Source organism: Streptomyces sp. NPDC050564, assembly GCF_044457265.1.
Classification (GTDB): Bacteria; Actinomycetota; Actinomycetes; order Streptomycetales; family Streptomycetaceae; genus Streptomyces.
This window is the reverse complement of record NZ_JBITGS010000056.1, coordinates 37,460-48,444: the sequence shown is the minus strand read 5'-3', so window position 1 is coordinate 48,444 and position 10,985 is coordinate 37,460. Positions and strand designations below refer to the sequence as shown.

General features: G+C 68.1%; 11 protein-coding genes and 1 pseudogene. 7 read left to right on the top strand and 5 right to left on the bottom strand.

Going from position 1 to position 10,985, the window contains the following annotated elements; genetic code table 11:
* Positions 1 to 101 precede the first annotated feature (101 nt).
* A complete protein-coding gene (locus tag ACIBK0_RS46925; protein ID WP_399095082.1) occupies positions 102 to 383 on the top strand; it encodes an integrase core domain-containing protein in 282 nt (93 codons plus the stop codon).
* Between the two features lie 245 nt (positions 384 to 628).
* On the opposite strand, the gene ACIBK0_RS46920 is transcribed toward ACIBK0_RS46925, so the two are convergent.
* Positions 629 to 1,060 carry a DUF1062 domain-containing protein gene (locus ACIBK0_RS46920; RefSeq protein ID WP_399095073.1) on the bottom strand — a complete coding sequence of 144 codons (432 nt, stop codon included), beginning with the start codon at positions 1,058 to 1,060 and terminating at the stop codon, positions 629 to 631.
* Positions 1,061 to 1,394: 334 nt separating this feature from the next.
* Here ACIBK0_RS46920 and ACIBK0_RS46915 point away from each other — a divergent pair, with 334 nt between their 5' ends.
* Positions 1,395 to 1,760 (top strand): GNAT family N-acetyltransferase, encoded by a 366-nt coding sequence (locus tag ACIBK0_RS46915; RefSeq protein ID WP_399095070.1) that lies wholly within the window; start codon positions 1,395 to 1,397, stop codon positions 1,758 to 1,760.
* A gap of 698 nt (positions 1,761 to 2,458) precedes the next feature.
* Here ACIBK0_RS46915 and ACIBK0_RS46910 read toward each other — a convergent pair.
* The 4 genes and pseudogenes from ACIBK0_RS46910 to ACIBK0_RS46895 form a co-directional block, all read right to left on the bottom strand.
* Positions 2,459 to 2,578 (bottom strand): annotated as a pseudogene (locus ACIBK0_RS46910) (AAA family ATPase); the annotation flags it as partial.
* Positions 2,579 to 2,735: 157 nt separating this feature from the next.
* Complete coding sequence (locus ACIBK0_RS46905; protein WP_399095067.1) at positions 2,736 to 2,864, bottom strand: hypothetical protein; 129 nt, start codon at positions 2,862 to 2,864, stop codon at positions 2,736 to 2,738.
* A 421-nt stretch (positions 2,865 to 3,285) separates the two neighbouring features.
* A complete protein-coding gene (locus ACIBK0_RS46900; protein WP_399095064.1) occupies positions 3,286 to 3,681 on the bottom strand; it encodes a hypothetical protein in 396 nt (131 codons plus the stop codon).
* 487 nt (positions 3,682 to 4,168) lie between these two features.
* Complete coding sequence (locus ACIBK0_RS46895; RefSeq protein ID WP_399095061.1) at positions 4,169 to 4,825, bottom strand: hypothetical protein; 657 nt, start codon at positions 4,823 to 4,825, stop codon at positions 4,169 to 4,171.
* Between the two features lie 666 nt (positions 4,826 to 5,491).
* Between ACIBK0_RS46895 and ACIBK0_RS46890 the strand changes: the two genes are divergently transcribed.
* From ACIBK0_RS46890 to ACIBK0_RS46870, 5 genes are all read left to right on the top strand, one after another.
* Positions 5,492 to 6,178 carry a hypothetical protein gene (locus ACIBK0_RS46890; protein ID WP_399095058.1) on the top strand — a complete coding sequence of 229 codons (687 nt, stop codon included), beginning with the start codon at positions 5,492 to 5,494 and terminating at the stop codon, positions 6,176 to 6,178.
* A 386-nt stretch (positions 6,179 to 6,564) separates the two neighbouring features.
* A complete protein-coding gene (locus ACIBK0_RS46885; protein WP_399095055.1) occupies positions 6,565 to 7,125 on the top strand; it encodes a hypothetical protein in 561 nt (186 codons plus the stop codon).
* A 437-nt stretch (positions 7,126 to 7,562) separates the two neighbouring features.
* Positions 7,563 to 8,450, top strand: coding sequence for a serine/threonine-protein kinase (locus ACIBK0_RS46880; RefSeq protein ID WP_399095052.1), 888 nt, complete (start codon positions 7,563 to 7,565; stop codon positions 8,448 to 8,450).
* Positions 8,438 to 8,602, top strand: coding sequence for a hypothetical protein (locus ACIBK0_RS46875; RefSeq protein ID WP_399095049.1), 165 nt, complete (start codon positions 8,438 to 8,440; stop codon positions 8,600 to 8,602). Before ACIBK0_RS46880 ends, ACIBK0_RS46875 begins: the two co-directional genes overlap by 13 nt.
* A 127-nt stretch (positions 8,603 to 8,729) precedes the next feature.
* Positions 8,730 to 10,967: a CHAT domain-containing protein gene (locus ACIBK0_RS46870; RefSeq protein WP_399095046.1), complete on the top strand. Its 2,238-nt coding sequence runs from the start codon at positions 8,730 to 8,732 to the stop codon at positions 10,965 to 10,967.
* The last annotated feature ends 18 nt before the right edge of the window (positions 10,968 to 10,985 follow it).

The following is a 10,985-nucleotide window of genomic DNA, read 5'->3' as shown; positions in this document are numbered from 1 at the left end:
CAAAGTCCTGGGTTGGCGCACGCCGGCCGAGGTCTTCGAAGAACAGCTACGCTCGCTGCAACAGCCCGGTGTTGCAACGACTGGTTGAACTCGCCAACTACATGTCGGCCGAGTTCGGGAAGACACTCGACCAGTTCGGGCTCCGCAGATCTTCCGGCCGCACCGGGATCTGTTACGAAAACGCCATGGCCGAATCATTCTTCGGCGCCCTCAAGAACGAGCGCGTATCAAGGGTGACTTACCTAACCCGCGAGGCTGCCCGGCAGGACATCACTCGCTACATCGAATTCTGGTACAATCGCAAACGCCTCCACTCGGCGGTGGGTTACCGCCCACCACGCGAAGTCCACGCCGAGTACGAGAAGTTGCGAATCGCCGCGTGAAATAGACGGTCAGACGCATGTCCGAAAAACGCGGGGCCCCTCAGTGCCCCTGACCGGCGGGAAACATCGCCCGCGGACGGACTTGTGAGCCTTCTGCACGAGCGAGAGCTGGAAGAAGGCGGCGCCCCAGGCGATGGCTGGGGCGCCGCGCTATGTGACCGACTCTCGTTGTGCTCTACGCCTTGAGAAGCTGTGTCACAACCTCTTTCCGCTGGGGGCTCGCGAAGAGCCGAATCCTTCGACGCTCAGACGCAACGGTCGCACAGGGTTGCGCGCCGCAAAGCGGACCGAGACCAGGCCAACCCCGGCACAGGCGCCCACCGGCCGCGATGCGCCCGGTGTGGCGGCGGACCGTACGGCGACTGCCAGGCCGGCCGCTCGGTTCGCCCCGAGCCGCCCACGTCGCGGCGCCGTACGACCGGGTCCTGGAGCAGGTCGGCTGCCAGGCCGGGGTCGTTGTCGCGCAGCAGGTTCAGGAGCTCGGGTCGTACTGAACGCACGTTCATCCGCTTCAGGACAGCGAGCTTGGTGGTGTCCCCGCACCCGGTGCACAGCGCGAGGAGCCAGGCGTCGAGGAGCTTGTGGTTCGCGTTGGCGCGGAATGTGCCGTGCGCCCGGAAGCGCCCGGGGACGCACGTGTGGCAACGGCGGAGAACTATCGGCAGGCTGGTGGGCACGACCACCCAGTTTTTGGACACAGAAATACACCGGTTCCAGTGAGAAGACCGCAGCGAAAAGGAGCGCGGCGCACATGTGCGACGCACGACGGATCAGCGCTCGGGGGGTCTCACTTGGTGTACAACGGCACGTCCTTGACAGGGTGACTGCGGGCGGGAGAACGGTAACGGCACACGAGGGTGCGGTTCCACGGATTTTCGGGCGGGTGGCGAAGAACGACTCGGCGAGCGCGTTGTCCCAGCGCTGCCCGGTGCGACCGGCGGACGCCGAACTGATCACGACGGTGCCGTCGCCCTACTCCGGGCCGGCAGGTGTCGCGTTCATCGAAAGGCAGTGGGGCCGGGCGACCACGAGGGCTGGGTATACGTTCGTCATCGTGGCCTCCGACGATCGGCCGGTCGGCCAGGCGGGGCTGTGGCTGAAGGATCTTCAACAGGGCCGTGCGTCGCTGGGCTACTGGGCAAATCGGCGCGTGGCCAGGGCGCCGCCGTGGCTGCCGTCGACGCAGTGGTCGGCTGGGCCTTGCGTGATCTGCGAATTCCCCGGCTCGAACTATGGGTGGAGCCGGGGAACACGGCCTCCGTGCGCACTGCCGAGCGTGCGGCGTTCCAACGTGAGGAGCTGCTGCGGGGATGGCAGCAGGTGGGGGACGAACGCCGGGACATGTTCATGTATTCGCTGCTGAATGACGAGCTGTGATGTCGTTGGTCCTGCCGACCGGACGGCAGGGCCAACGCACTGACAACAGGGTCAACCGGCTGGCTGCGTAGGTCTTAAGCGGGAGCACATGTTGACGGGTTCCGGCATCTCTCTTCGTCCGGCGAGTGCAGGGATATCGGTGAGAAGTAAGAGCACGTGAGGCGGCGCGGGCTCGCCGTGATCGCGTGCGGGGGTGGTGCGGACCATGGCAGGATGACGGCATGTTGATCCGAAAGGCCGATGCCGCGTAGGCGTCCGAAGGGGCTGCGCGCGGAGCGTTGGCGGCCCAGAAGAGGTGTCCCGGTCCGCCGGATCCGCGGTGTTTCCGCGGCCACTCGCGTAGCGATCCGGAAGTTGGAAGAAGAGCGTCTGTGGCCGGGGGCTGTTGCCGCTGCCTTGGCGGAGTGCCGGTGGCATCTGGGGCAACCGGGGCACGTTCTGCCAGATCCGGTGATGGGCTGCGACTGCTGTGACCCTCTGGTGGCGCGAGACCTTCTGGAGGACGTGCTGCTGTGGCTTCCCCGTGGTGCTCGGACAGACCTTGGCGGGCTCGTGGCCAGATTGGACGCCGAGTTCGACCGCAGGACCGTCTCCCTCAGCTCTCACCTCGTGCTGGCAACTCCGTTCAGCGCTTGCGGATATTGGCGCCGGCGATTCATGGAGAACTGAGGGTGGCGTGGTTCCTCGCTGCTCAGCGCTCAGCCAGCGGCCTGCTGTTCGGCACGGGTGGTGGCGAGGCGGTAGGAGTCGGTGCCGGTCTCGAAGATGTTGCCGTTGAAGGTGAGCCGGTCGACGAAAGCCGCGCAGAGACGGGAATCGGCAGCACCCGCCTTGTCGACATGGTGAACACGATGGACCCCAAGCTCGTCGCCGCCGCTTTCGGCATGGACCCGCAAGCCACCCTGATCCATCTGTCCGATCGCCTCGACGAGACCCGCTTGTCGCAGTGGGAGACGCTCAGAAGGTGATCTCTGGTCAGAGTTCGTAGGGGTAGAGACTGATCTTCTCGCGCTCGATGAACAGCTCCACCCACGTATCGGCGACATCCTCGGGCAGCGGATCAGCGAGATCCAGCAGGATCAGACTGCCGTCCAAGTCCAGCACGGCGGCACCATCCTCTGTGGGGTTCAGACGTCCTCGCAGGACAACGCAGTGTCCACCAGGCCGGACTCCCGGTCCGGAATCGGCAGCCAGATTCGCATTCCGCCCCCAGACGATGTCCTCATCGACTGTCCACTCAACGTGGTACTCCCCCGGCTCCGCGTTCTCGTCACCGCACCAGCGGACCGCGGTCCTTCCGAAGGGGGTCCGGATCTGAGCCACACAGGGGCTCCAAGGAAACTTTGCGACCTTCTCCAGTTCGACCAACACCGTTCGATCATGCAGCATCCGAGGTGCTGCCGGAACCTGTGCTGTTCAGGCGCCGCCTGGCACGGGTTCGCCGGAACATGTGCGCTTTGCCGAACGATTCTGTCCTGCTCGGCTGACAGGCCAACAGGCGGAAAGCGAGCGCCCCGACGCCTGATCAGGCGGAGGCGAAAGCCTCCTCGGGGACATCGTCGAGGACGAATCCGTTGTCGAGCCGGACGCGGACCGTGACGTGGAGCATCCGTCGCTGGTAGGCGACCCACTGCTCTTCCAAGGCCCCCACCTGCTCCTCCAGTTGCTTCCTGCTCGCCGGCGGCATCTGGTGGCCGAAGTCGTCGAGGAGCGACTTCAGGCGCAGGTACTCACGGACCTCGTGGCTCTGCTGCCGGTGATGCTCGTCCACACGCTCGACGGTGCCCTCGATGCCTGCTGCCAGGGCCACAGAGGCGGCGAAGGCACCCGTCTCCTGCGGGGGCTCACCGGCTGGGGTCACCGACCCGGCCAACCGAAGATCCGCCGCCAGCCGCACCCGTTGGCCCACGTTCAGCGTCATCGATCCTTCGTCTTCCTCCTCGGCCACCGGCGATCCGGTACACGTGGCGTCGCCAGGCGTACCGGACAGGACAGGATCATCCCACGCTCACCTCCGGCCCCGACACGATCGAAGCCCTCGCCAACCCTCACCTGGGCAACAGCCGCACGACGGGCGAACAGGATCCCGACGACGGTCTGTCGGACGGTGGCGAGAACGGCTTGGAGAACGTCGACGGTGAAGTGGAGCGGGTGTCGGCGCGGGCGGCGAGGGTGCTGCGGTTCAGCGAGGAGCGTGACCCAGCCGCGCTGATGCAGTTCGTCGGCGGCCGGGCTCCCGCTGCTGCCCGGCCGGGCGGGCCCTGGACGGGCGGATGCCCGGCCGGTACACGGTGCTGGCGTTCGCCCGCGGCACCGGCGCCGACGAGCGGGTGTGGGCGCAGGCCGCCGCGGCCGTGGCTCGGAAGCCGGGCCGGGCCGGGCCGGGAATGCGTATGTGCCAGGGCGGATCAGCACCCGGGCCGGGCTCGTGGCCGCCATGTTGAAGATCCGGGCGACGGCCGGCAATCCGAGCCTGCGCGCGCTGGCCGCCGCACCCCGGACCGAGGGCAGGCTCTCGCGCAGGGCGGTGCGTGCTCAGACGCGAGTACGAGCGTGCATGGACCCAGAACATGACGCTTGACCAGCCGGTGCAGCACGTGAGGATCCTCCATGGGCGGCGAGAACAAGTAGAAGGGCCGTTGCAGGGACTTGGTGAAGTCCGCGATGTGGTCGCAGTAGCGGCGTACCTGCGCGACGGGGTGTAGGCGGGCGGTGTTGCCCATGCCCTGTACCGTCACCAGGTCCTCGGCGTCCGGCACCGGCTCGACGGCCGTCCACTGCTTGAGCTCCACCACCACATACGACGGCTCACCCGTCACGGGGTAGGCGCCGGTCAGCAGGGCGTCGACCCGGTAGCTGGACCGCGGCACCGGATACTCGATGAGGACTTCGACGTCCCCCAGGCCCGCATCGAGCAGGGTGTGGGCGAGGGCGGGAAGGCTGTTGCCCCACGACCTCTTCTCACTGGCCCCGGCCTCGAAGCTGTAGGTGAACTGGAACTGTGCGGCCAGGCTCTCCACCAGCGAGCCGGCACCCGCCGCCTCAGCTACAGCACGCGCAGACATCCGCAGCAACGACACGAAACAATCCCCCGGGCAGCACGAAACACCGTGTGCGGGTGGGGGCATGTCCGCAAACAGCGGAAGCCCGGCGGGCCGCGTGAAAACACAGATCACTCTAAACCCCGCCACCGACATTGCGTCGTGGCCCTGCAGTTGGGGCCTGACGGGGGCCCGGGCCCGGTGCCGCGGCCAGTTGTCCGGGCGGCGTGCTGTCCGCACGGCACGGTCAGCGCGGGTGTCAGGCAGGTCCGCCCACAAGGATCAGGCGGAGACGGGGCCGCCAGACCAGGTGAGCGCCCGGATCACAGTGGCCGGCCCCCCGGCGGCCATCTGCCGCAGCCCCGTGCAGCCTGCTCGGTCGGGGGGCAGGCAGCTCTCCCGCGTCATCACTGCCGGATCCACCACAGGATCGCCCCGACCAGCGCACCGCCGGCCGCGGTGGACGCTCCTCGCACGGCCGCGAACAGCGCGGCATGACGCAGACGTCGCAGGCGCTTGCCTTCCATGGACCTCAACTCCCCTTCTACAAACGGCCCTTTACCTACAGGGTGAGGGGCCGGGGAGCCCGCTTTACGGGGTCCGACAACGCCGTACGTATTGCCCAGCAAGGCCTGTTTCGGGAAGTGTTGTCATACGGAATCAGACAGATTCAGACGGTCGGAGGGCCTGTTGGGAGAACTCCGCAGACCTGAGCTTGCACCGGGGCGGCTGAAAGAGCTGAACGATGCGCTCCATCATCTGCACCTGCTCGCAGGCCAGCCGTCAGTGCGCGACCTGGAGCGGGCGCTCGGTCGAGGGGCGTTCAGCCACAGCCGTATCTACGATGTGTTCAGCAGAGAGCGCCTGCCGACGTGGGGCATGGTCGACATCATCGTGAAGGCCTTGAGCGAGCAAGCCCCCGGTCTGTCTGCGGCCGAAGAGCGCCGGCATTTCCATGCCCTGTGGATCGCCGCCTCGCGCAATGACACTGAGCCCGTGCCGCCGCGGCGTAGCAGCCCGCAGGCCGAACGGTTAGCAGTGGGCCGCTACATGGCAGAACTGAGCGACGCGTTCTTGGACTTGCCGATGATGCAAGACCCGCAAGGACGATCCATGTTCGTGCGGTACGTCAGCGATGGCTTCCCTGGTGTGCGGTTCGAAGTCCCCGATCATCTGACTCCAAGCTTGTTCGCTTTGGCCGTGATGGATCAGGTCCGTTGGATCGAAGGCGGCCTGGCAGCGCTCACGGAGTACCTCGAAATGCTGACGGGCGGCGACGACCGATCGTTCCAGCGGTTCAAGGACCTTGTTGCCGAGGCCCTTCGCGATGTCCGCCCTCCTCAACCCGATTCCGAAGGCGCCGATCCGACTCCTTAAGCCGGGCCGGGCCATGGGATGTTGCTGCTCCACAGTGCGGCAGCCTTCCTCGCTTCCGCTGCCTGCACGGCGGCGCTACGCGCTGCCCGAGGTAGCGGCCATCGGCAGCCCCTGGTGGCCTTGCAGCTGCCGTTGGTTGCCGGAAGGCAGGTGGGTGTAGGTGACGGGCCCGGCATCGACGGGCTCGCACAGCCGCTCGCCCAATGCCGCGGCATCCTTGCTGGGGCTGGCAGTGCATAGGACGGCGGTGTTCTTCCCCATCCGTGTGCCGTTCACGGCACCGCGTTCGACGAGCCTTCTGCCCTACGGTGCCGGGCCGGCACAGGTTCTAGCCGGTCTGCTTCGCAGCCCTCGCCACCCTGGCACTGCAGCTCTACGATGCGCTCGTGGACGGGGCCACCCTTTTGAACGTGCTGGCCATAGCGATCTCCGTTTCCGCGGTGCTCGCCTCGATGTGGTTCGGAGCGCGGCAGGTGCAGATCGCCCGGCAGGCGAACTACATACCTGCTCTGATGGAGCTGCTCGCCGAGTTCCGCTCCGCCGAGCTGCACGAGCAGTACGCCTACGTCTGTCGCGACCTCAACCGTGAGCATGCGCCGGATGGCGGGCTGCGGGGCCTGCCGCCTGACGCGAAAGCGGCCGTGTACAACGTCGCCTACTTCTTCCAGACACTCGCCGGCCTGTACGCGCTGGGTGTCATCGACGAAACCGCCGCCATCGTCATGGCGCGGGGCCGGATCGCGAAAGTATGGGAAGCCATCGAACCGTTCGTGGAACAAGAACGGCGCTTCCCCGACGTCGACAAGCACCTCCTCGCCCTCCTGCAGGCTTACGCGGCCGTCTCCCAGCAGTTCACCGGCCCCTCCAGCGCAGAACTCATCCGGGCGCGCTGGCACAGCAGACACTCCACGTTCTGGCAGCACCTGTTCGGGCGTCACGGCCGCTGACCCAGCCGCGGCGACGGCCAGCCCCTCCCGTTCGCCAACACCGGATCGCGAGCACCCCCTGCCTGACCGTCACTTGGTGCAGGGCATGGATGCCCCGGCGGCCGTCACGGTCTGTGAAGCGTATTGAGCGGCGCGGCGAGGTGTTCTTTGCCGCGCCACCTGCAGGGATTCCAAGGGCCGGAACTGGCCGCCGAGGTCAGTCGCCGCATGGGTCTTGCGGCTGTGTCATGACCCCAGAAGGTCCCTGTGGGGTGGCATTGTCAGGGCTGCCGCCCGGGCTCGACGACGGCAGCCGTCATGGCCTGCCGACGGCCGCGTTCCTTCCTGCGGGCGCGTTCCCGGCTCTGGTCCAGCCCGGTCATGATCTACATAAAACAGCCACTACGATGGGCTACCGCTTCGGCAGTTGCGTGCCGTTGATCGCCAGGGGGATGTGCGTGTCGAACCGTGTTCAGTCGCTGCAGCCGGGCGATCCGCGCCGTATAGGGTCCTACCGTGTCGTTGGACGGCTCGACTCGGGCGGCATGGGCACGGTGTTCGCTGCGCTGTCCGGTGCGGGCGAGCGGATGGCCGTCAAGGTCATTCATCCGGCGCAGGCTGCGGACGACGAATTCCGTGCTCGCTTCCAGCGCGAAGTGCAGCTCTCCCAGCGGGTCACCGGCCCCTGCCTGGTGCCCCTCCGCGACGCCGACACCGAAGCTGCCCTCCCGTGGCTTGCCACGCCCTTCATCCCCGGCCCCACTCTCGACCGGCACGTGACGCTCAACGGTGCCCTGGCCGGGGCACATCTGTACGCACTGGCAGCCGGCACCGCAGCCGCTCTCAGCGCCATCCACGCCGCGGGCGTGGTCCATCGGGACGTAAAGCCGCCCAACGTGATCCTGGCCCCGTCCGGACCGCAGGTGCTGGACTTCGGCATCGCCCACGCTCTGGACGGCACCTCGGTCACCCGTACCGGAGTGATGACAGGCACGCCCGGCTGGATCAGCCCCGAGCACTACCGCACCGGCGCCGTCGGCCCCCACGGCGACGTGTTCGCCTGGGGAGCCCTCGTCGCCTACGCCGCGACCGGCCGGCCGCCCTTCGGCAGCGGCGCTGCCGACGCCGTGGCCTTCCGCGTCATATCGGCCGAGCCGGACCTGAACGGCATGCCGGCCGATCTGCTCCCACTGGTCGAAATCGCCCTGTCGAAGGAGCCGGCCGACCGTCCCAGCGCCGACCAACTCGCCTTGGCCGCAGCGGAATTGCTCGCTGGCCCGGGACCTACCCCGAGGGGCAGGACTACCGTGACGACACCGACTGGACCGACGTCGTGCGGGGCCTGATGTTCGGCAGCTGCTCGGAGGCCCAGCAAGACTTCCACAACGACACCACCTGGCCCTACGGCCGCGCCGCCGTCGTCTACCGCGAATCCATGGCCAGCCCCCTCATCGCCGACTTCCGCGACGTCACCCACATCGACAGCTGCCGCGTCTAACCCCCCCAGTGCGGGCGCACCCTCGGTGCGAGGTACTGATCCGCGTCATTCGCATGTCCGAGGCCATGCCCTCATGGGATCGTGGACCCGGTATGACACCTGGTGGGGACGGGGGGTGGGGCGCGCCATGCGCACAGTCGACTTCCAGGCCGAGATCGCCTCTGCGGGACCCGGCGTCCATCAGGTGACGCTGCGGACCGCGGACGGCGCCGAGGCGAGTGCCGACGGGGTGCGTCTGCCGGTGGGTGCGGAGGAACTGCGCATCCTCTCCGCCCGTATCCCCGATGCGATTCTCGCCTCCTCGGCCGTGGTGCGCCGCAGCGCGCCTCCCGAGGAGCGGCCGGTACAGGAGCTGGGCCGGATCCTGTTCGACACGCTGTTCGCCGGCGAGGGGCGTGCGCTGTTCGCCGCGGCGCGCCAGCGCGCCGCCGAGCGGGACCGGTCCTTACGCCTGGTACTGCGGGTGCGTCCGCCGGAACTCGCGCGGCTGCCCTGGGAGTTCCTCTTCGACAGCGCTGAGAGCAGTTATGTCTGTACGACGATGCCGCTGGTGCGCCGACCCCAAGTTGCCACGCCCCAGCGTCCGTTGGCGGTCGCCGCGCCGCTGCGCATCCTGTGCATGGCCGCCCGCCCGGACGATCTCGAACCCCTCGCGGTCCGGGCCGAGCGCGACCGGCTCGGTGGTGCGCTCGCGGGTCTGCAGGAGGCCGGGCTCATCGAGCTGGGCTGGGTCGAGGGCGAGACCTGGCGCGCCCTGCGGACCGCGCTCACCCGGCGGGGCCCCTGGCACATCCTGCACTTCATCGGTCACGGCGGCTTCGATCCGGTGACCCAGGAGGGCACGCTGGCCCTCGCGGGAGAGGAGGGCGGGACGTACCAACTCGGCGCCGAGAACCTCGCGATGATGCTGCACGACCACCGTTCGCTGCGCTTGGTGGTCCTCAACGCCTGCGAGACGGGCCGCTCGGCGGCGGCCGACCCGTTCTCCAGCATGGGCGGCGCACTGCTGCGGGTCGGCGTGCCGGCCGCACTCGCCATGCAGTACGCGATCTCCGACCGGGCGGCCGTCGAATTCGGCCGCAGCTTCTACGAGGGCCTCGCCCACCGCCTCCCGGTCGACACGGCGGTGACGGAGGCCCGGCAGGCGATTCGGCTGGCGTTGCCGGGGACGTTGGAGTGGGGGACGCCGGTCCTCTATATGCGGGCGGCGGAGGGGGTGCTGTTCGATGTGGACCCGCAGCCGGCAAAGAAATCCGTGACCGTCGGGCAGCCGTCCTTTGAAGGGGGCGAACCTGCGGACAGGGCCGTCCCCATCGCGGCCCCCTCGAGCTCGTATATACCCTTTGAGGGCGCCCGCTCGGCGCAGGCGGCAAGCCGGCACGTCACCCGGGTCGATGTGCCCAAGAGGGCCTGGTCGCTGGCTTTCAGCCCGGATTCCAGCCGCCTTGTGATCGGGTGCGAGAAGTGGCTCGCAGTGGTGGTCAATCTGCGGGGGCGGCAGCTGTGCGAGGCGAAGGTCGGTGGCTATGTCGCCTCCGCTGCCGGCGCCGTCCAGTCGTTCTTCCTCTACCAGGACCGGGTCGTGTCCGTGTGCTTCGACCGGACGGGGGACACCTTCGCCACTGTCGCGGGGACAACGGTCCGCAGGTGGAGCAGTGCCACGGGCAGACGCGTGTCGAAAAGTCTTCTCGGCCGGGTGTCGTACACGGACACAGTCGCCCTCGCCGACGGCGGGCAGATCTACGCGGCCGTGTACCGCGAGATGCACACCGCATTGGTGTTGACCGGACCCGCGGGCCGACGGCTTCCCCTGCCCCATACGGGAGACGTGTTGGACCTGGCGTTCTCCGGAGACTCCACCCGGATCGCTGCGGGCATGCGGGGCCCGCTCCCGCAGGACTCGGACAGATGGCATTCCCAGCAAATACCAGGTGATGCCCGGGTCTGGAACGTGGCGTCGGGCACCGAGCTCTGTCGGCTGCCCCACGAAGCAGGCGTGTCGGCGGTGGCGCTCAGCTCGGACGGTACCCGCATCGCCACCGCGAGTGGCAGCCTGGCGCAGGTCTGGGAGGTCCCGACCGGACGTCTGCTTCTGCGGCTGCCGCACCACGGCGATGTGATCAGCCTCGCATTCGGGCCCGACGCGAACAGGCTCGCCACCATCGACGGTTCCATCGCCACCGTGTGGGATCTGCGTGCGGAGCGAGCCGTGTGGGAGCACCACGCACTGCGCGCCAGGCCGACCGCCGTGCCGGTCGGTATACACGGCCTCGGCTCCGTCGCCTACAGCCCGGACGGCACGCACATCGCCGTGCTGCAGGGCTCCGAGGTCCACGTGATCGACCTCGAAGCGATCGGACCTTGAAGGACGCGTTCTCAACCG

What these genes read in the sequence shown, in the direction of transcription:
- ACIBK0_RS46900 (WP_399095064.1), bottom strand. Translation starts at nt 3,681, where the DNA reads ATGACGCTGAACGTGGGCCAACGGGTGCGGCTGGCGGCGGATCTTCGG.
- ACIBK0_RS46925 (WP_399095082.1), top strand. Translation starts at nt 102, where the DNA reads ATGTCGGCCGAGTTCGGGAAGACACTCGACCAGTTCGGGCTCCGCAGA.
- ACIBK0_RS46870 (WP_399095046.1), top strand. Translation starts at nt 8,730, where the DNA reads ATGCGCACAGTCGACTTCCAGGCCGAGATCGCCTCTGCGGGACCCGGC.
- ACIBK0_RS46895 (WP_399095061.1), bottom strand. Translation starts at nt 4,825, where the DNA reads ATGTCTGCGCGTGCTGTAGCTGAGGCGGCGGGTGCCGGCTCGCTGGTG.